The sequence below is a fragment of the Erythrobacter sp. THAF29 genome (assembly GCF_009363635.1).
Taxonomy (GTDB): Bacteria; Pseudomonadota; Alphaproteobacteria; order Sphingomonadales; family Sphingomonadaceae; genus Erythrobacter.
Map to the genome: position 1 here is coordinate 2,337,727 of NZ_CP045392.1, position 17,949 is coordinate 2,355,675.

Consider the following 17,949-nt stretch of genomic DNA (forward strand, 5'->3'; position numbering starts at 1 on the left):
TGCATGCTGTTGCAGCCCTCGCTGGCGGCACTAACGTCGCTTTGCAAGGGGAAAGACGTGAGCGCAGATACACAAGGCTGGAGAGCAAAAGCCAAGCATTTCGAGTTTCAGGGGCATCAGATTGCCTACTGGACAGGTGGGAATACGAATGCACGACCGCTGCTGTTGGTGCACGGCTTTCCTACCTGTTCGTGGGACTGGGAGCCCGTCTGGGAGAAGCTTGGCTCCAGGCATCACCTTGTCGCATGCGACATGCTGGGATTCGGTCTCTCGGACAAGCCGCGCTCTGGCTATTCCATCCACCGCCAGACTGACTTGCAGGAGGCTTTGCTCGAGCATTTGGGCGTGGTCGAATTCGATGCACTTGTGCACGATTACGGCGATTCAGTTGGACAGGAAATGCTCGCGCGACAGCGGGAAAGTGCCGGCGCGGAGGGCTTGGGTCAGATCGTTTTTCTCAATGGTGGGATTTTCCCCGACCAGCATCGCGCGCGACCAATCCAGAAGCTTGGTGTTTCACCGCTGGGTTTTCTTGTGGGTCTACTGATGGGCCGCAATTCGTTCGGTAAGAGCTTCTCCGAGGTATTCGGACCGAGCACCCGGCCGAGCGCAGCGGAACTGGATCAGTTCTGGGAGTTCATCAGGTACAAGGGCGGCCAACGCATTACGCACAAGCTGCTCCACTATATTGCCGACAGGCGCACTCATAGGGAGCGGTGGGAGACAGCGCTTACCGGTGCTCAGGAACGGATCGGCCTGATCAACGGCGGTCTGGATCCCGTTTCGGGAAAACATGCCTACGCCAGATGGCGTGAAGTGGTGCCACAGGCCCGGCACCACCTCATCGAAACCGTAGGTCACTACCCGCAGGTCGAAGCGCCCGACGAGGTTGCTCGCATCGCCTTGGAGTGGCTCACTCCGGCGGCGTGACGCCGTGGCTTTCCAGGAAACGGAAGATCGTGTTCCACAGGTGCGGGGAGATGTTCTCGCCCGCCACGCGGTGCGTGTAGCCGGGATAGAGCATCATCTCGAACGGGACGTTGTTTTCCTGAAGAACGCTGATGAGCTCCGAAGAATTCTCGAAAACGACATTGTCATCCGCCATTCCGTGGATCAGCAGCAAGGGATCGGTGATCCTGGTTGCATCGGGAATGGCGCTTGCCGCCTCGTATGCCTCTGGCACTTCACGCGGGTCGCCCATGTACCGTTCGGTGTAATGGGTGTCATAAAGCTCCCATTTGGTAACCGGCGCACCTGAGACACCCGCCGCATAGAGCCCCGGATCGGCCTGAAACTGTTTGAGCGTCATGTAGCCACCATAGGACCAACCATAGAGCGCGATCTTGTCCGGATCGACGAATTCCAGCGTCTTCAGGTACTCGGCTCCGACTTTCTGGTCGCGCACTTCGACCCCGCCCATAGCTCGGTAGAGCGGCTGTTCGAAATCGACCCCGCGATTGGCGGTGCCGCGATTGTCGAGCTCGAACCATATATAGCCTTTGTCGACCACTGCTTGCGCGAGCGCACCGGCCCATGCTTTGGTCACGATCTGCGGACCAGGCCCAGAATAGTGGTAGTAGAATACGGGATATTGCTTGCCCGGCTCCATCTCCGGCTTGAGCATCATCCAATGTAGATCGGTTCCGTCCTCTGCCTTCAACGTTCCGAATTCGGGCGACACATGGCTGGCGAGATAGGGCGCGTAAGGATGCTCGGCATTGAGCGCGTTTTCCTCGATCCAGGTGAGGCGCTTGCCATCACGATCGGCGAGATAGCTCTGCGCAGGCTGATCAGTCTTGGAGCGCGTCACGTAGAGTGTGCGCCCCTTTCCATCCATGCTCGCCGAGTTGGTGTAATCGAGTTCGGTCAGCAGTTCCGGCTCGCCCGAGCCATCGAGCTTCGCACGATAAATCTGCTGGGTGAGGACATTGGTTGTCGCCTGGTAGAAGAATTCGCCGGTTTCCTCATTTACGCCTACGAGTGAGGTAACCGGCTCTTCGCCAAAGGTAAGTTGCACGGCGAGAACTACTGTATCTACTGCATCTCCTCCTGCTTGCATCGGCTCCGTCGTCACGTCGACCTTGTAGAAGTGGCCGTACCCGCTCCGTTCGGACCACCAAAGCAGGCTTCCGTCCCTCAGAAACTTGTAATTGTCCGAAAGATTGATCCAATAGTCTTCGCGCGCTGCATTCTCGGAGAACCACACTTCGCTCTCGCCGGTGGACGGATCAACCTTGAGCATGTCGAGCACGGTTTGCTCGCGGTTCTGGCGCTGAACGTAGATGTTGCCGTCCGCGCCCCAATCGACACGGGCGACGTAGATGTCGGTGTTATCGCCCAAATCGACCTGAACCCGGTTCCCGCCATCGGGGTCCATCACATAAAGTTCGACGATGGCGTTGTCGGATCCTGCAACCGGATAGCGCTGATCGAACACCTTTGTGCCGGTCGCGCCGATGGCTGCGCGGGTGACTATGCCGACCGGGCTTTCATCGGTGCGCTGGACGGCGATGCGGGTATCGTCCTTGTTCCACCAATAGCCGTCCATCCGGCCCATTTCTTCTTGCGCGACGAATTCGGCTTCGCCCCAGCGGATGGTGTCCTCTTCCTTGGGCGTGATTGGCGCGGCCGCGCCGCCCACCTCGCCGACCCACAATTGGCGGTCGCGCACGAAGGAGACGTAGCCGCCCTTGCTCGAGAGCTTGGGGTTGAGCTCGCTTTCCTCGGTATCAGTCAGGCGCATGACTTCGCCATCGAGCTTGGCGAAATAAAGATCGCCGTCGAGCGGCACCAGCACACCCGAGCCATCGCTCGCCCATTGGTAGCTGATGACGCCCTTGAGGTTGCCGACACGCGCACGTTCGCGCTGCATTTTCTCGTCTTCGGAAAGCTCGCGTCCCGTTCCGAGCGCCTCGCTGTCGACCAGCATCGACCATTCTCCGGTCGATACGTCGAAGCCCCACAGATCATAGCGCTCGCGGTCGTCCTCGCGGTTGCGCAGCAGAGAAAGGTATCGGCCATCAGGCGACAATTTGGCGGCGCGCGGCGAAGGCCCGTCGAGCGACGGCGATGCAAAGACGCGTTCGAAAGTGAGTTCTTTGGGTTCGTTCATCGCATGATCGTCCGCGATAGCAGGTACGGACAACACGGCGGCAGCGGCGGCGATGATGGATAGACGCATTGCAAGGAAGGCCCCTCAACTCGATTGAATTGCTGGGCTTCCCTCGCAAGCACGCGGGCCAAACGCAAGGGCCAACGAAAAAGGGCGGCCCGCTCGGGACCGCCCTTTCGAATTTCGCTTGTTCGCGAGAATTACGCCTTCGGCGCGTTCTCGCGGCGTTCGGCGATGCGCGCACGCTTACCGGTGCGGCCACGCAGATAGTACAGCTTCGCACGACGCACGACACCGCGGCGGACCACGGTGATGCTGTCGACGATCGGCGAGTAGAGCGGGAACACACGCTCCACGCCTTCGCCAAAGCTGATCTTGCGCACGGTGAAGTTGGAGCCCATGCCGCGGTTCGAACGCGCGATAACCACGCCTTCGAAGTTCTGCACACGCTCGCGGTTGCCTTCCTTCACCTTCACGCCGACGCGAACGGTGTCGCCCGCGCGGAATTCGGGAATCTCTTTTTCGACCTTGCCGATTTCTTCGGCTTCGATTTGCTGGATCAGGTTCACTGGTCCGGTTCCTTGTTCTTTCGCCGCGCGCCAGAGGCAGACTGGTCCCGAACGCCCTCATAGCGTTCCCAAAGGTCCGGCCTGCGTAACCGTGTAATCTCTTCGCTTTTCGACTTTCGCCAAGCCGCGATCTTCGCATGATCCCCCGATCGCAGCACTTCGGGGATCGTGCGCCCTTCCCATTCGTAAGGTCGGGTATATTGCGGATATTCGAGGAGGCCGTTTTCGAAGCTCTCTTCGGTTCCGCTATCGGGCGCGCCCATTACTCCGGGAAGCAGCCGAATGCAAGCGTCAAGTATTGCAAGCGCCGCTGGTTCCCCACCGGAAAGAACGATGTCGGCGAGGCTCACTTGCTCGATCTGCGGGCGAGCCTCGAACAGACGCTCGTCGAAGCCCTCGAAGCGGCCGCAAAGGAGCGTGACGCCAGGGCCTGCCGCAATCTCGCGAATGCGCGCCTGAGTTATCGGTTTCCCGCGCGGTGTCATGGCGAGGATCGGACGACTGTCAGTTACGCTGTCGAGCGCCGCCGTCATCACATCTGGCTTAAGAACCATCCCCGCCCCGCCGCCAGCGGGTGTATCATCGACCGTGCGATGCTTGTCCGAGGTAAACTCGCGCGGATTGACGGTCGCGCAGGACCAGTCACCGCGCTCGAGCGCCTTGCCTGCAAGCGATTTGCCGAGCGGTCCTGGGAACATCTCGGGATAGAGCGTAAGTATTGTGGCGGCGAAGGTCACTGGTCCGAGCGCTGGCGAATGCGTTTCAGTTCGAGATAAGTCCATTGCGTGAAGAAGACCACGGCCGGACCGATCGTCGCTGTCCAAATAAAGACAGCGACAATGGTTGTAGTCACCGCACTCGCTAGTTCATCTTCGAAAGCCAAAGCCAGACCAATCGCGGCAGGCACTGTCCCCGGCACACTGATTGCCATTAATCGAAGAATTCCCATGGGCGCGTCCGCACGCCGCACGAAGAGATAACTTATGATGATCGTCAGCATGAATGGCGAGACGACGATGCCATAGAAGAGGAGATCATCCTGAAACGAAGGCAATTCGCAGTCAATGCAGCCATGTTCCGCGACCGGAGTTTCAGAGATCTTAGTCGTCATCTCCAATTGACCCCATCCTTTGCCCGCGTATCAACGCTCAACTCAAACACATCCGGCCGCGAGTAGTGGCCGTCGGTATCCAAACTCGCCAGCCCCTGCCCAATCTCGCTCAGGTCCAGGTCGGCGTGGAGCACTTCCTCGCCCTCGCCGGCGTGCGCCAGCACCCGCGCATCGGGAGCGATCACCAGAGAGCCGCCTCGGTTGAGCACATCGCCCTCGATCGCCTCGAACAGCACTTTCGCTTGCCGGTCGCCGCCCACACGCTCCAGCCCATCGAACAGATCGTCGCGGTGCTGCACCAGCCCTGCGGCGAGGACGAAGCACCGTCCCTCCATCGCGTAGTGCCTTGAGGCAATCGCATATTCCTCGCGCACGGTTGGCCATGCGGCGACGTGGACGCTCTCGCCGAGATTGTGCATCGCCGCCCTCGCAAGCGGCATCCAGTGTTCCCAACAGATGAGGTTGCCCGCCCGGCCCCATTCGGCCTGATGCACACCCAGCGTTGAACCGTCGCCGCGCATCCAGATCAGCCGCTCGCCATGCGTGGGCACCAGCTTGCGGTGGTCGAGCGGTGCCTCTCCGGGGCGGAACAGCAGCTGGTTGTTGTAGAGGCTCTGCCGCACCCGCTCATGCGCGCCGATGGAAACCAGCGCCCCGCTCTGGTCGCACAGCTCCTGCAAGGGTAGCAGCCGTTCGTCATTCGGCACGATCGCCTGTTCGAGCATGATCGCATGGAGCGCCTTGGTCCCCGGATGGTCCCAGAGCGCAGCACCGGGTGCCTCATCGAGCCACAGCGGATAACCGCCAAGAAATGTCTCGCCGAAAGCCACGAACTGCGCGCCGCCTTCGATTGCTTCACGCGCGAGCCGGACAGCTTTCTCGATCCCGTCAGCGAAATCGAGCGGCACGGGCGCAGCCTGGCAGATGGCGACATTCAGCTTAGTCATTCAAAAATCTTCGGATCAATGTGTTTTGGGCGAATGCGATCGTGCAGCTTCGCTGTCAGGAATGCGACAGGGAATCCGATGAACAGACCAAAAAGCATTGTGCCAAGCATGACAGTTTGAAAACCGTCTTGCTTAGGCTCCCCCGTGGAAATTGCATCGAGAACCCACACACATGCAATCGGGATCGCGCCCGCCAATATTCCTGCCCATATTCCGCGCGAAATCGAGGTCAAGCGTCGCGAAAATCGGCCGGTTCCGAGAGAAATCACCACCGCGAGAGCGGCAACTATTGAGCCCCAGATTATAACGAACAGCAGATGGTATCTCCTTGTGCTATCAATCTTCTGCAAAATCGGCCGCGATCACAACCTTTTCTGAATCCCACTCGATCACAGCCTTTTCGGTCACCGGGACCATGAGGGTTCTCGCGCCCTTGGCGGGCACCGGCTCTTTTTTAATCTCGATAATGTCGGTCGCGCCGAAATTGTGGACCGCAATCACCGTGCCGATGTACTCCCCCGCATCCGTATAAACGGCGAGACCGATCAGGTCGGCATGGTAGTACTCGTCTTCACCGAGCGCAGGCAGATCATCGCGCGAGACGGTAAGGACCGTCCCGCGGAGCTGCTCTGCATCGCTGCGATTGGAGATTTCGGCAAAGCGGGCGACAGCGCCCCCTTTACTGTCTGCACGGACTTTTTTGAGCGTCAATGCGCCGTCATTGAACGCTGAGTGCGCGGACAGGGCCTTGACGCCCTCTCCGAAAAGCTTGAGACGGACCTCTCCCGAAACACCATGCGCGCCGGTGACAGCGGCAAGTTCCACCAACCGGCGCGCATCGCGTTGTTCGGGCATGGCGCGAGCTTACTCGGCCTTTTCTTCGCCGGCATCTTCGGCCGGAGCGTCTTCGACCGGACCGCCTTCGGCAGCTTGTTCGGCCATGGCCGTCTTGTCTTCGTCGGTGGCTTCTGCCGGGGTTTCTTCCTCGACAGCATCGGCGACAGCTTCAGCGGTTTCATCGGTCTTGACCGAACCGGTAGCTTCGTTCTCGCCTGCTTCAGCAGCGGTTTCTTCCTCGGCGGGAGCTTCGACTGCTTCAGCTGCAGCGGCCTTTGCGGCTTCTTCGGCTTCTTTCGCCTTTTCAGCCTTTTCCTCGGCGCGCTCCTTGGCTTTCTCGCCCGGCTCAGCCTTCTGCGGATTGTTGCGGGCCGGACGTTCCATAATACCGGCGGCATCGAGGAAACGCAGGACACGGTCGGACGGGGTCGCGCCGACGCCGAGCCAGTACTTGGCGCGGTCTTCGTTCAGCTTGACGCGGTTCTCGTCGTCCTTCGCGAGCAGCGGGTTGTAAGTACCGATCTGCTCGAGATACTTGCCGTCACGCGGGGAGCGCGAGTCCGAGACGACGATGCGATAGTAAGGGCGCTTCTTTGCGCCGCCGCGCGAAAGCCGGATTGCTACTGCCATGAATATTACCTTTCGAGTTTAAACGTTTGAATTTGAATTAGTTTGATTGAAAATCATTTCTTGGGTCCGCCCAGCCCAGGGAGACCTCCCTGGGGCATTCCTCCACCCGGACCGCCGAGGCCGGGAAGGCCTCCGCCAGGGCCGCCGGGTCCACCCGTACCGGGCATTCCGCCGCCGCCGAACATGGCGGCCAGGCCTTTCAGCCCACCCATTTTCTTGATTTGCTTCATCGCGCGGCTCATTTCCTGATGCATCTTCAGGAGCTTGTTAACCGTCTGGATGTCGGTCCCGCTGCCTGCCGCGACACGCTTCTTGCGCTTGGCATTCATGAGCTTGGGATTGGCGCGTTCCTTGGCGGTCATCGAGCCGATGATCGCGTCCATGTGGACGAGCACCTTGTCGTCCATGTTCGACGCCGCCATCGCCGCCTTGGCCTTCTTCATGCCGGGCATCATGCCGGCGAGCATTCCGAGACCGCCCATGTTCTGCATCTGCTTCAGCTGCATGCGCAGGTCGTTAAGGTCGAATTTGCCCTTCTCGAAATTCTTCGCGAGCTGTTCGGCCTCTTCTTCCTTGATCGTAGCAGCCGCTTTTTCGACCAGGCTGACGACATCGCCCATACCGAGGATGCGGTCGGCGACGCTATTGGGTCGAAACGGCTCGATTGCGTCGAGCTTTTCGCCCGTCCCTGCAAACTTAATCGGCTTTCCGGTCACGGCGCGCATCGAGAGCGCAGCACCGCCGCGCGCATCGCCGTCCATCCGGGTGAGCACCACGCCGGTGAGCGGGACTTCGTCGGTAAAACTCTTGGCGACGTTGACCGCGTCCTGACCCGTCAGGCTGTCGACAACCAGCAGCACTTCGTTCGGAGCCGAAACCCCTGCGACGGCCTTCATCTCGGCCATCAGCGCTTCATCGACATGCAGACGGCCTGCCGTATCGAGCAGCAAGACGTCGAAATTCTGGAGACGCGCGGCCTCCATTGCGCGGCGAGCGATGTCGACCGGCTGCTGCCCTGCGACGATCGGCAGCGTCGCGACATCGACCTGCTCGCCCAGCACCGCCAGCTGTTCCTGTGCGGCCGGGCGATTGACGTCGAGAGAGGCCATCATGGCCTTCTTTCCGTGCTTTTCGCGGATCAGCTTGCCGAGTTTTGCGGTCGTGGTCGTCTTACCCGAACCCTGGAGGCCGACCATCATGATCACAACCGGCGGCTTGGCGTCTAGGTTCAGTCCCTCTCCGGCGATCGCGCCCTGCGGATCTTCCGGATCGCCGCCAAGCGTGCGGACGAGTTCGTCATGTACGATCTTGACGACCTGCTGGCCCGGCTTGACCGATTTGAGGACTTCCTGCCCGATCGCCTTTTCGGTCACCGCATCGATGAAGCGGCGGGCGACCGGCAGCGCGACGTCTGCTTCTAGCAGCGCGATACGAACTTCGCGCATGGCGTCGCGCACATCCTGTTCGCTGAGCGCCCCACGGCCCTTGAGCTTGTCAAAGACGCCGCCAAGGCGGTCGGACAGATTGTCAAACATCGTCTTCAACTCCTCATGACTGACGATGAGCCAGCCTAAACGCGAAAAACGCCGGCGGACGAAACCTCGTCGGCCAGCGTGCGAAATTCCTCGATGGAAATTCCGGCTTTGTCTGTTTCGATGGTGGAGCCTAGCGGGATCGAACCGCTGACCTCAACACTGCCAGTGTTGCGCTCTCCCAGCTGAGCTAAGGCCCCATATCATCGATATTGCGGCCCTGAAATATAGGGCCAAATCCTCGCTCTCGCAAGGAGCGCGCCGTTTATGGCCGCTCCCGGCGAAAGGCAAGAATTAATTGTCTTCGTCTTCGTCGTCGCCCTTGCCCTTGGACACGCCAAGGTCATCATCGCCGCCAAGATCGACATCGTTGTCGGGCGAATCGTCATCATCATCGATATTTTCGATGTCCTTCAGATCATCATCATCGTCCGCAAGATCGCTGTCCGCTTCGCCGTCCTTCTTTTTCTTTTCGGCCTCATCGAACGGAATCGGCTGCTTCGATTTCAGAACCGGCTCGGGATACCATTCCTCACCGCATTCGATGCAGGTCACCGGCTCATCATTGCCGAGATCGTAGAAGCGTTCCCCGCATTTGGGGCAGGAACGCTTGGTGCCCCATTCTGGCTTCGCCATTCTTGAAATTCCTTAGTCTTGCCCGTTCAGCAGGCGGGCATTCGTATGCGCATTTTATTGGGACCGGAGTGTACCGGAATCAAGAGCGGGCGCGCCTTGCCAGAAGGGGGCGGCGCTGTCAAAGACCGCCGCGAAATGAGCGCAAATACTTTCACTTCGTCCGGCCCGTTAAGAGGGCATATCCGTGTCCCCGGTGACAAGTCGATCAGCCACCGTGCGCTGATGTTCTCTTCGCTCGCCATAGGTGAGAGTATTATCGAAGGGTTGCTCGAAGGCGAGGACGTGCTGGCGACAGCAGCCGCGATGCGTCAGCTGGGCGCGGAGATTGAGCGGGGCAACGATGGCATCTGGCGCGTGCACGGCGCGGGTCTCGGAAGTCTTCTCGAACCGAAGCAGGCGCTCGACATGGGTAACTCCGGAACATCGACGCGGCTTTTGATGGGGCTGCTCGCGAGCCACGGCTTCACCGCGACCTTCACCGGCGACGCAAGTCTTTCTGGCCGACCGATGAACCGAGTGATCGAGCCGCTCTCGCAAATGGGCGCGAGTATCGAGGCTTCGGCTGACGGAACTCTCCCCCTGATGATGCGCGGCGCCTTGCCCGCGGTGCCGATCACTTACCGCCTGCCGGTTGCGTCCGCGCAAGTGAAAAGCGCAGTGCTGCTCGCTGGCCTTAACACCCCGGGTATCACCAGTGTTATCGAGCCGGTCGCGACGCGCGATCATACAGAGAGGATGTTGAAGGGATTTGGCGCGACGCTGGAGATTGGTGACCACGACGGCGAGCGCCTTATCTCCATCCACGGGGATGCTGTTCTCGAACCACAGCAGGTCATCGTGCCAGGAGACCCATCCTCCGCAGCATTCTTCATCGTCGCCGCGCTGATCGTTCCCGACAGCGATCTCGTGATAGAGAATGTGGGAATGAACGACACACGCGCCGGGATCGTCCACGCGCTGCGCCAAATGGGTGGAAACATCGAGGGAATGAACCTGCGCGAAGTCGGAGGTGAACCGGTGGCGGACCTTCGGGTCACGCACTCGGCCTTGAAAGGAGCGGAGATAGAGCCTGCCCTTGCACCATCAATGATCGATGAATTCCCGGTCCTGTTTGTGGCCGCAGCTCTGGCCGAAGGCACGACAAAAACCAGCGGGCTAGAAGAATTGCGCGTCAAGGAAAGCGACCGCCTCGCGACCATGGCGAGTGCGCTCAAGCTCGCAGGGGCAAAGGTCGAGGAGCACGAGGACGGCCTCACGATCGAAGGCACAGGCGGCGAGCCCTTGCGAGGAACGCCCGATGGAGCGCAGGTCCAGACGCTGCTCGATCACCGCATCTCGATGAGTATGGCGGTGGCTGGTCTGGCGAGCCGCAACGGCGTCACGATCGACGATACCGCGCCAATCGCAACGAGCTTTCCGAATTTCACCGAACTCATGGGACAGATCATCGAATGACTTCCCCCCTCGATATCTACAGCATCATCGGATTCGTCGGGACCGGCTGCATTATCGCTGCCTACGCCTACCTCACCTATGTCGACGAGCCTAACCCGTTCGTGCTGCATGGCACCAACCTCACGGGCGCGGCCCTGCTAACCGTCAGCCTGCTGGTCCACACCAATTGGCCGAGCCTCGTGCTTGAGGGGTTTTGGGCAGCAATCGCCATTTTCGGCATCGTGAAGGCCTTGCGCGCCCGTACCGCCCGCGACAGAACCGGATTGTGATCAAGCGTCGCATCATCGCTGCCGGCCTGCTCCTCGCCTTTGCTACGGGCGCGCCGTTGTTCTGGAACGGTGGCGAGTGGGACAGCCTCTATTTCGGTGTGAACCTGATCCTTGCGGCCTTGGGATTCCTCTTTCTCCACTACAAATGGAAGCGCACCGAAAAGCCAACCGTCACTCCTGACAAGGCCCGGGACATTTTTTCATGATTATCGCAGTCGACGGCCCGACCGCTTCGGGCAAAGGAACGATCGCCAAGCAACTCGCGGACCATTTCGGCCTGCCCCACCTCGATACGGGCCTGCTCTACCGCGCGGTCGGTCGGCAAGTTGCGCTGAACGGGGGCGATCCGGATAGCGAAGCCGACGCACTTGCTGCATGCGACTTCCCCGACGAATTGCTTCAGGACGAAATTTTGCGATCCGAAGCCGTCGGCGGGCTGGCAAGCCGCGTCTCGGTCCACCCCTCCGTTCGCGAGGCGTTGTTCGAACGTCAGCGCGCCTTTGCCGAGCAACCCGGCGGCGCTGTGCTCGACGGGCGCGATATCGGAACAGTCATCGCCCCCGATGCCGATGTGAAGCTCTTCATCACAGCCAGCGTTCAGGAACGTGCCCGCCGTCGCTGGCTCGAAATGACCGGGCGCGAAATCGAGATTCCGCTCTCCGAAATCGAAGCGGACATTGTTCGCCGCGACGCGCGCGATATCAATCGCAAGGATGCACCGCTAAAGGCGGCAGAGGATGCAATGATCATCGATACAACTGCCTTCGACAAGGACCAGGCTTTCGAGGCAGTGCTCGAGGCGGTCGAACAGAAGCTACGCTAGGCCGCATTTTCCTTGCTTTTCAGCCGCGCTTCGCCTAGTCGCGCGCCCGTTCCCGCAATCGCTACAGATTTCGTGGACCTCTGCTTGAGCATTCGGCTCTTGCGGAGATGTCGGCCTCTTGCCCCGTACACCCACGCAATTGTGCGAGGGAGACGGAGAAAGACCCCGGAAAAACCGGTGGCCGGTAGCAAAACGATTAGGAAACTGAACACATGGCGACTTCTGCCAATCCAACGCGCGACGATTTCGAAGCGCTTCTCAACGAACAACTCGGTGGTGCAGACGATGGCGGCTTTGAAGGCCGCGTCGTTAAAGGCACCGTGACCGCAATCGAAAACGGTTATGCGGTCATCGACGTAGGCCTCAAGAGCGAAGGCCGCGTCCCTCTCAAGGAATTCGCCCGCGGCGAAGACGACCACGGTCTTAGCGTTGGCGACGAGGTCGAAGTTTATGTCGACCGCGTCGAGAACGCCGATGGTGAAGCGATGCTCAGCCGCGATCGCGCCCGCCGCGAAGCTGCCTGGGACAAGCTCGAAAACGAATTCGGCGAAGGCAAGCGCGTCGAAGGCCGGATCTTCGGCCGCGTCAAAGGTGGCTTCACCGTCGACCTCGACGGCGCCGTTGCCTTCCTTCCCGGCTCGCAGGTCGATATCCGTCCTGTACGCGATGTCACCCCGCTGATGGACATGCCGCAGCCATTCCAGATACTCAAGATGGATCGTCGCCGCGGCAACATCGTGGTCTCGCGCCGCGCCGTCCTTGAAGAAACCCGTGCCGAACAGCGCAGCGAGCTGATCGACAAGCTGGCAGAAGGCCAGGTGATCGAAGGCGTGGTCAAGAACATCACGGATTACGGTGCGTTCGTCGACCTCGGCGGTATCGACGGCCTGCTCCACGTCACCGACATGAGCTACAAGCGCGTCAACCACCCGAGCGAGATTATCGAGATCGGTCAGACCGTGACCGTCCAGATCGTTCGCATCAACGCCGACACGCAGCGCATCAGCCTCGGTATGAAGCAGCTCGAAAGCGATCCGTGGGATGGCGTATCGGCCAAGTACCCGGTCGGCGCGAAGCTCACTGGAACCGTCACAAACATCACCGAATACGGTGCTTTCGTTGAGCTTGAGCCGGGCATCGAAGGTCTGGTCCACGTCAGCGAAATGAGCTGGACCAAAAAGAATGTCCATCCTGGCAAGATCGTTTCGACCAGCCAGGAAGTCGAAGTCGTGGTCCTCGAAGTCGACAGCGAGAAGCGCCGCATTTCACTTGGCCTCAAACAGGCCCAGCGCAATCCGTGGGAAGAGTTCGCAGAGAAGCACCCCGTCGGCAGCGAAGTCGAGGGCGAAGTCAAGAACGCCACCGAATTCGGTCTCTTCATCGGCCTCGACGGCGATGTCGACGGCATGGTCCACATGTCGGATATCGCCTGGGGTATCTCGGGCGAAGACGCACTGGCGCTCCACCGCAAGGGCGAGCAGGTCAAGGCCGTTGTTCTCGACGTCGATGTCGAGAAGGAACGCATCAGCCTCGGTATGAAGCAGCTCGAAAAGGGCGCTCCGACAGAAGCAGGCGCTGCTGCAGCCGGTTCGCTGCGCAAGGGTCAGACCGTCACTGTTACCGTCCTCGAAGTTCGCGATGGCGGCCTCGAAGTGCAGGTTGGCGACGACGGCGCGACCGGCTTCATCAAGCGTTCGGATCTCGGCCGTGACCGCGACGAACAGCGCCCCGACCGCTTCCAGGTCGGCGCGAAGGTCGATGCGATGGTCACCGGCTTCGATCGTTCGAAGAAGCCGAACTTCTCGATCAAGGCACGCCAGATTGCCGAAGAGAAGGAAGCCGTTCAGCAGTTCGGTTCGTCGGATTCGGGCGCATCGCTCGGCGATATCCTGGGCGAAGCACTCAAGAAGTCGGAAGACTAAAGCCAACCGCCTTTCAGGCAAAAGAAAAGGCCCGCTTGCTCAACCGAGCAGGCGGGCCTTTTCTATGGGCGGCATCAGGTCTAGGATCTAAGCCATGCTTACCGTCCACCAATTCCCTTGCCTGTCCGACAATTACGGGTTCTTGCTCCACAATTCGGTCACCGGAGAGACCGCGGCAATCGATACGCCCGATGCCAAGGAGTATCTTAAGCAGGCCGAGGCGAAGGGCTGGACGATCACCCACATCTGGAACACGCACTGGCATCCCGACCATGCTGGCGGCAATGCCGAGATCGTCGAAGCGACCGGCGCGCGGGTCATCGCTCCAAAAGAAGTTGAGAGGCTTTCGAGTATCGACCGCGTGGTGAGCCACGGCGACACGGTCAATCTGGGCGAGCACCGTGCCGATGTGATCGACGTGTCAGGACACACGAACGGCCACATTGCTTATCACATCGTCGAGGAGGGCATGGCATTTGTCGGCGATTCCGTCTTTGCATTGGGCTGCGGTCGCATGTTCGAAGGGGAGCCTAAACAGTTCTGGAACAGCCTCGAGCGGATCAAGCGCATGTCGACCGCGACCGCGCTCTATTGTGCGCATGAGTACACGCAGGCGAATGCGAAATTTGCGCTCCATGCCGACCCGGACAACGAAGCGCTCAAAGAATACTCGGCCGAAATCGATGCAAAGCGCGCGCGCGGGGAACCCACCGTGCCCACTGTTCTGAAGCGCGAACTCCAAACCAACCCCTTCTTGCGCGCCGATGACCCATCGATGATGCAACGATGGGGCGGAAACGAACCCTACGAGACCTTCGCCGCCTTACGCGAAGCCAAGGACAACTTCTGAGCCCGATGCAGGCTCTGCGCGTCGAGCGACTGTCCAATGATCTGTCCGGCGTCGCGCTGGTCGAAATGCCGCGGCCTGAGCGCGCGCCAGGCGAAGTGCTGGTCCGCGTTCACGCTGCCTCGTTAAATTTCCCGGACCTGCTCATGACGCGCGGTGACTACCAGTTCAAACCCGGGGTGCCCTTCACGCTCGGGCTCGAATGCGCTGGGGAAGTGATCGAAGCCGATGAAGACAGCGGTTTCTCGCCCGGCGACCGCGTCATGGGGGGAAACAAGACGGGTGCCTTCGCTGAGTTGGCGCAGATCCCGGCGCACGCCCTCTCTCATATTCCGCATGGCATGAACTTTTGGTCAGCTGCGGCCATGGGTGCGGCGTACTCCACCGCTTACACCGGGCTCGTCGAATTATCCGCTCTTGTGGAAGGACAGTGGGTCCTCGTTCACGGCGCGAGTGGCGGCGTGGGCCTTGCGGCGGTCGACCTCTCCAAAGCACTGGGTGCGAAGGTGATTGCCGCCACCGGCATCGAGAGTAAACGCGACCGGATCGAATCCCTCCACCATCCAGACGCCGTCATCCTCGCCCAGGGACGTTTCCGCGAACAGGTAGCCGAGATCACGGGAGACCGTCTCTGCGACATCGTCTTCGATCCGGTCGGCGGCGACATCTTTGACGAATCCACGCGTTGCGTAGCATTCGGAGGCAAGCTCGTCGTGGTCGGCTTTACAAGCGGACGTATCGCAGAAGTCGCGACCAACATTCCGCTAATCAAAGGCTTTTCGATCGTCGGATTGCGCGCAGGCGAATATGCGCGGCGCTTTCCCGAGCGGGGGGTGGAGATCAATTCCAGGATTGCCGAACTCGCGGCCGCCGCACGTATCAAGCCGGCCATCGACCGTGTTCTGCCGCTGTCGCGATGGCGCGAGGGTTTCGAGGCGATGGCCAATCGCCAGCTCGTTGGGAAAGTTGTTTTCGAACCCGGTTGTTAAACGCAAGAAAGGCGGTCACGATGAACCGCCCTTCCCCTCTCCAAATCGTGAGTGACAGCGAGCCTTAAAGCGAGGAGATAACCTCGTCCGCGAGCTTCGCGTCGGCATCCTTCGTGTGGCGCTCGGCGATGAGGTCGCGCGAGGCGGCAGCCGCAGCCTCGACTGCCTTGGCTCTGACGTCTGCGACCGCTTCACGCTCGGCAGCGGCAATCTTGTCTTCCGCCATGCGCTTGCGCCGGGCGACCATCGCTTTGCTGTCGGCCTCCGCCTTTTCGAGGATGGCGTCGGCTTCGCGCTGAGCGCCTTCCATCATTTTTTCCGCGTCCTGTTCAGCGCTGGCAATCTTGGCAGCGTATTCGTCGCGTAGCTTCTCGGCCTCGGCGCGCAGGTTCTTCGCTTCGTCAAGTTGCTGCTTGATCTCGGTAATCTTGTTGTCGAGTCCGCCGGCAATCATGCCGGGAACCTTCTTCCACAGGAATACGCCGATCAGCACGAGCATGGCGATCGAGACCCAGACATAATCCTGGATGCCGAATGCGGCCGGAGCGGCGTATCCCTCTTCAGAGGCGGCGAGGAAGATGAGGATCTCAGGCATCGGCCATCACCCTTTTCACGGCCGTGCGTGCGGCGCTCTTATCTACGTTCTCACCCGAGAGCCGCGCGACGATTTCTTGCGTAGCCTCGGCAGCGACGTCTTCGATCTCTGCCATCGCACTTGCGCGCGCGGCTTCGATCTCGGCCTCGGCTTCGGCCAGCTTCTTGTCGAGACGCTTCTGTGCGGAAGCAAGCTTCTTCTCGGTCGATGCGGCAGCCTTCGCCTTTGCTTCTGCAATCAGGGCCTGCGCTTTGGCACGGTTTTCGTTCTCGCGCTCCCGCCAAGCCTCTTCCTGCTTGTCAGCGGCCTCGCGGGCAGCCTGCGCAGCGGCGAGGTCATCGGCGATCTGCTTGTCGCGCAGTTCGACCGTTTCCATCACCTTGGGCACCATGCCGCGTCCGATGACAAAGAATGTGATGCCGAAAAAGATCAGAGTCCAGAAAACCTGGCTCGACCAGAATTCGGGAAGTTGGGCTATCTGAGGCATGAGCCGGATCCGAAGCTTACTTGAATGAGAAAACTGACGGGCCGGCGAGCGCACATGCCCGCCAGCCCGACATATCAAGATTGTTAGGCGACGAAGATCAGGATCATCGCGACGACGAACGCCAGCAGGCCGAGAAGTTCGGCCGCGGCGAAGCCGATGAACAGGCGGCCCTGCTGGCCGTCTGCTGCTCCCGGGTTACGCAGGGCGCTCTCGAGGAACGATCCGAAGACGTTACCCACGCCGATGGCTGCCATACCGGCACCGATGGCTGCGAGGCCTGCGCCCACGAGCTTGGCTGCTTCTGCTTCCATTTTATAAACTCCTTAGAAAATCAAAACTGTTGGAATGGAAATGTGTAAAACTCAGTGAAGGTGCTCGGCGTCGTTAATGTAAAGCGACGTAAGCAGTGCAAAGACGTATGCCTGAATGCCTGCGACCAGGATTTCGAGCGCGCTGATAGCAACCATAAGCGCAAAGCTGGGCAGCGCTACGATGAGGCTGGTGCCTACACCCGCGTTGAATCCGTCGATGACGAAGCTCGACAACACTTTGAGCAATACGTGACCGGCCATCATCGCCACGAAAAGACGCAGCGCGAGACTGAAAGGACGGATCATGAACGAGAAAAACTCGATCAGCGCGATGGGCAAGACCATCGGCGCGGGCGTCCCGTGCGGCACGAAGAGAGAGAAGAACTTGATCCCATGCTTCCAGAAACCGACGATCAGAACGATGGAGAACGAAAGGATCGCAAGAACCCCAGTCACAGTGAAGTGGCTGGTGAACGTGAATGGATGCAGGCCAAGAACGCCGATCGGCAGCAGGCCGAGCAGGTTGGCAAACAGGATGAACATGAACAGGCTGAAAATATAGGGCACATATTTGCGCCCTTCCTTGCCGACATTCGCTTCGAGCATGTCGTCGATGAAGCTGGTGAAGGTTTCCACCGCCATCTGCCAGCGCCCCGGCACAAGCTCGCGCTTCATGCCGCCAAAGACGAAGATCCACAACAGGACGACGGTGATCGCCATCCACAGCGCGGAATTGGTGAATACGATGTTGAAACCCGCCAGATCCCATTCTTTCAAGCCAAAAAGAGGCTCGATTTGGAACTGTTTCATCGGATCGACTTTGCCTGCTTCGGCTGCCACTTTGTGTCGGTCCCTAATGCCATTTGCGCAACGCGCG

Annotated in this window: 22 protein-coding genes and 1 tRNA gene; 8 read left to right on the forward strand and 15 right to left on the reverse strand. The window is 60.0% G+C overall.

Translation table 11 applies throughout. The features are described from left to right. The first annotated feature begins 57 nt into the window (after nt 1-57). A complete protein-coding gene (locus FIU90_RS11285) occupies nt 58-930 on the forward strand; it encodes an alpha/beta fold hydrolase (RefSeq protein ID WP_152434849.1) in 873 nt (290 codons plus the stop codon). Here FIU90_RS11285 and FIU90_RS11290 read toward each other — a convergent pair. From FIU90_RS11290 to FIU90_RS11340, 11 genes are all read right to left on the reverse strand, one after another. Beyond that, the gene (locus tag FIU90_RS11290) at nt 914-3,181 is read right to left on the reverse strand and encodes a S9 family peptidase (protein ID WP_152434850.1); all 2,268 of its coding nucleotides are present in this window, start codon (nt 3,179-3,181) and stop codon (nt 914-916) included. The two genes, FIU90_RS11285 and FIU90_RS11290, sit on opposite strands and share 17 nt — an antisense overlap. Before the next feature lie 131 nt (nt 3,182-3,312). Then, entirely contained in the window at nt 3,313-3,681 is a 369-nt protein-coding gene (gene rplS, locus FIU90_RS11295; RefSeq protein WP_152434851.1) for a 50S ribosomal protein L19, read from the reverse strand. Then, nucleotides 3,678-4,418 carry a tRNA (guanosine(37)-N1)-methyltransferase TrmD gene (gene trmD / locus FIU90_RS11300; RefSeq protein WP_152434852.1) on the reverse strand — a complete coding sequence of 247 codons (741 nt, stop codon included), beginning with the start codon at nt 4,416-4,418 and terminating at the stop codon, nt 3,678-3,680. Before trmD ends, rplS begins: the two co-directional genes overlap by 4 nt. Further along, on the reverse strand, nt 4,415-4,792 hold the full coding sequence (locus FIU90_RS11305) for a hypothetical protein (protein ID WP_152434853.1): 378 nt from the start codon (nt 4,790-4,792) through the stop codon (nt 4,415-4,417). The genes trmD and FIU90_RS11305 overlap by 4 nt, the downstream gene beginning before the upstream one ends. Next, nucleotides 4,789-5,739: a carbon-nitrogen hydrolase family protein gene (locus FIU90_RS11310; RefSeq protein WP_152434854.1), complete on the reverse strand. Its 951-nt coding sequence runs from the start codon at nt 5,737-5,739 to the stop codon at nt 4,789-4,791. The genes FIU90_RS11305 and FIU90_RS11310 overlap by 4 nt, the downstream gene beginning before the upstream one ends. Beyond that, nucleotides 5,736-6,089, reverse strand: coding sequence for a hypothetical protein (locus tag FIU90_RS11315; protein WP_152434855.1), 354 nt, complete (start codon nt 6,087-6,089; stop codon nt 5,736-5,738). The genes FIU90_RS11310 and FIU90_RS11315 overlap by 4 nt, the downstream gene beginning before the upstream one ends. Beyond that, nucleotides 6,076-6,594: a ribosome maturation factor RimM gene (gene rimM, locus FIU90_RS11320; RefSeq protein ID WP_152434856.1), complete on the reverse strand. Its 519-nt coding sequence runs from the start codon at nt 6,592-6,594 to the stop codon at nt 6,076-6,078. Before rimM ends, FIU90_RS11315 begins: the two co-directional genes overlap by 14 nt. Before the next feature lie 9 nt (nt 6,595-6,603). Then, complete coding sequence (gene rpsP / locus FIU90_RS15790) at nt 6,604-7,206, reverse strand: 30S ribosomal protein S16 (RefSeq protein WP_152434857.1); 603 nt, start codon at nt 7,204-7,206, stop codon at nt 6,604-6,606. Nucleotides 7,207-7,259: 53 nt separating this feature from the next. Further along, nucleotides 7,260-8,741, reverse strand: a complete 1,482-nt coding sequence (gene ffh, locus FIU90_RS11330) for a signal recognition particle protein (RefSeq protein WP_152434858.1) — start codon at nt 8,739-8,741, stop codon at nt 7,260-7,262. A gap of 121 nt (nt 8,742-8,862) precedes the next feature. After that, nucleotides 8,863-8,938 (reverse strand) — tRNA-Ala (locus tag FIU90_RS11335). Nucleotides 8,939-9,032: 94 nt separating this feature from the next. Further along, entirely contained in the window at nt 9,033-9,374 is a 342-nt protein-coding gene (locus FIU90_RS11340; protein ID WP_152434859.1) for an FYDLN acid domain-containing protein, read from the reverse strand. 135 nt (nt 9,375-9,509) lie between these two features. On the opposite strand from FIU90_RS11340, the gene aroA reads away from it, so the two are divergent. From aroA to FIU90_RS11375, 7 genes are all read left to right on the forward strand, one after another. Then, the gene (aroA, locus tag FIU90_RS11345) at nt 9,510-10,829 is read left to right on the forward strand and encodes a 3-phosphoshikimate 1-carboxyvinyltransferase (RefSeq protein ID WP_152434860.1); all 1,320 of its coding nucleotides are present in this window, start codon (nt 9,510-9,512) and stop codon (nt 10,827-10,829) included. Continuing rightward, entirely contained in the window at nt 10,826-11,098 is a 273-nt protein-coding gene (locus FIU90_RS11350) for a permease (protein WP_152434861.1), read from the forward strand. The genes aroA and FIU90_RS11350 overlap by 4 nt, the downstream gene beginning before the upstream one ends. Next, a complete protein-coding gene (locus FIU90_RS11355) occupies nt 11,095-11,304 on the forward strand; it encodes a hypothetical protein (protein WP_152434862.1) in 210 nt (69 codons plus the stop codon). The genes FIU90_RS11350 and FIU90_RS11355 overlap by 4 nt, the downstream gene beginning before the upstream one ends. Further along, nucleotides 11,301-11,921, forward strand: a complete 621-nt coding sequence (cmk, locus tag FIU90_RS11360) for a (d)CMP kinase (protein WP_152434863.1) — start codon at nt 11,301-11,303, stop codon at nt 11,919-11,921. The genes FIU90_RS11355 and cmk overlap by 4 nt, the downstream gene beginning before the upstream one ends. Before the next feature lie 212 nt (nt 11,922-12,133). Further along, nucleotides 12,134-13,843: a 30S ribosomal protein S1 gene (gene rpsA / locus FIU90_RS11365; protein WP_152434864.1), complete on the forward strand. Its 1,710-nt coding sequence runs from the start codon at nt 12,134-12,136 to the stop codon at nt 13,841-13,843. A 94-nt stretch (nt 13,844-13,937) separates the two neighbouring features. After that, nucleotides 13,938-14,693 (forward strand): hydroxyacylglutathione hydrolase, encoded by a 756-nt coding sequence (gene gloB / locus FIU90_RS11370; protein WP_152434865.1) that lies wholly within the window; start codon nt 13,938-13,940, stop codon nt 14,691-14,693. Nucleotides 14,694-14,698: 5 nt separating this feature from the next. Continuing rightward, the gene (locus FIU90_RS11375; RefSeq protein WP_152434866.1) at nt 14,699-15,679 is read left to right on the forward strand and encodes an NADPH:quinone oxidoreductase family protein; all 981 of its coding nucleotides are present in this window, start codon (nt 14,699-14,701) and stop codon (nt 15,677-15,679) included. A gap of 64 nt (nt 15,680-15,743) precedes the next feature. Here the strand turns inward: FIU90_RS11375 and FIU90_RS11380 are convergent, their stop codons facing one another. The 4 genes from FIU90_RS11380 to FIU90_RS11395 form a co-directional block, all read right to left on the reverse strand. Continuing rightward, nucleotides 15,744-16,274, reverse strand: a complete 531-nt coding sequence (locus FIU90_RS11380) for a hypothetical protein (protein WP_152434867.1) — start codon at nt 16,272-16,274, stop codon at nt 15,744-15,746. Beyond that, on the reverse strand, nt 16,267-16,761 hold the full coding sequence (locus FIU90_RS11385; RefSeq protein ID WP_152434868.1) for an ATPase: 495 nt from the start codon (nt 16,759-16,761) through the stop codon (nt 16,267-16,269). Before FIU90_RS11385 ends, FIU90_RS11380 begins: the two co-directional genes overlap by 8 nt. 83 nt (nt 16,762-16,844) lie before the next feature. Next, nucleotides 16,845-17,072: a F0F1 ATP synthase subunit C gene (locus FIU90_RS11390; RefSeq protein WP_027442220.1), complete on the reverse strand. Its 228-nt coding sequence runs from the start codon at nt 17,070-17,072 to the stop codon at nt 16,845-16,847. Between the two features lie 51 nt (nt 17,073-17,123). Beyond that, nucleotides 17,124-17,882 (reverse strand): F0F1 ATP synthase subunit A, encoded by a 759-nt coding sequence (locus tag FIU90_RS11395; RefSeq protein ID WP_152435815.1) that lies wholly within the window; start codon nt 17,880-17,882, stop codon nt 17,124-17,126. Between the last annotated feature and the right edge of the window lie 67 nt (nt 17,883-17,949).

Excerpts from the sequence above, each read along its gene's own strand:
- FIU90_RS11310 (WP_152434854.1), bottom strand. The coding sequence starts at position 5,739 with ATGACTAAGCTGAATGTCGCCATCTGCCAGGCTGCGCCCGTGCCGCTC.
- rpsP (WP_152434857.1), bottom strand. The coding sequence starts at position 7,206 with ATGGCAGTAGCAATCCGGCTTTCGCGCGGCGGCGCAAAGAAGCGCCCT.
- FIU90_RS11380 (WP_152434867.1), bottom strand. The coding sequence starts at position 16,274 with ATGCCTGAGATCCTCATCTTCCTCGCCGCCTCTGAAGAGGGATACGCC.
- rimM (WP_152434856.1), bottom strand. The coding sequence starts at position 6,594 with ATGCCCGAACAACGCGATGCGCGCCGGTTGGTGGAACTTGCCGCTGTC.
- ffh (WP_152434858.1), bottom strand. The coding sequence starts at position 8,741 with ATGTTTGACAATCTGTCCGACCGCCTTGGCGGCGTCTTTGACAAGCTC.
- cmk (WP_152434863.1), top strand. The coding sequence starts at position 11,301 with ATGATTATCGCAGTCGACGGCCCGACCGCTTCGGGCAAAGGAACGATC.
- FIU90_RS11350 (WP_152434861.1), top strand. The coding sequence starts at position 10,826 with ATGACTTCCCCCCTCGATATCTACAGCATCATCGGATTCGTCGGGACC.
- rpsA (WP_152434864.1), top strand. The coding sequence starts at position 12,134 with ATGGCGACTTCTGCCAATCCAACGCGCGACGATTTCGAAGCGCTTCTC.
- FIU90_RS11340 (WP_152434859.1), bottom strand. The coding sequence starts at position 9,374 with ATGGCGAAGCCAGAATGGGGCACCAAGCGTTCCTGCCCCAAATGCGGG.
- FIU90_RS11385 (WP_152434868.1), bottom strand. The coding sequence starts at position 16,761 with ATGCCTCAGATAGCCCAACTTCCCGAATTCTGGTCGAGCCAGGTTTTC.
- aroA (WP_152434860.1), top strand. The coding sequence starts at position 9,510 with ATGAGCGCAAATACTTTCACTTCGTCCGGCCCGTTAAGAGGGCATATC.
- FIU90_RS11395 (WP_152435815.1), bottom strand. The coding sequence starts at position 17,882 with ATGAAACAGTTCCAAATCGAGCCTCTTTTTGGCTTGAAAGAATGGGAT.
- FIU90_RS11290 (WP_152434850.1), bottom strand. The coding sequence starts at position 3,181 with ATGCGTCTATCCATCATCGCCGCCGCTGCCGCCGTGTTGTCCGTACCT.
- gloB (WP_152434865.1), top strand. The coding sequence starts at position 13,938 with ATGCTTACCGTCCACCAATTCCCTTGCCTGTCCGACAATTACGGGTTC.
- FIU90_RS11390 (WP_027442220.1), bottom strand. The coding sequence starts at position 17,072 with ATGGAAGCAGAAGCAGCCAAGCTCGTGGGCGCAGGCCTCGCAGCCATC.
- FIU90_RS11375 (WP_152434866.1), top strand. The coding sequence starts at position 14,699 with ATGCAGGCTCTGCGCGTCGAGCGACTGTCCAATGATCTGTCCGGCGTC.
- FIU90_RS11305 (WP_152434853.1), bottom strand. The coding sequence starts at position 4,792 with ATGACGACTAAGATCTCTGAAACTCCGGTCGCGGAACATGGCTGCATT.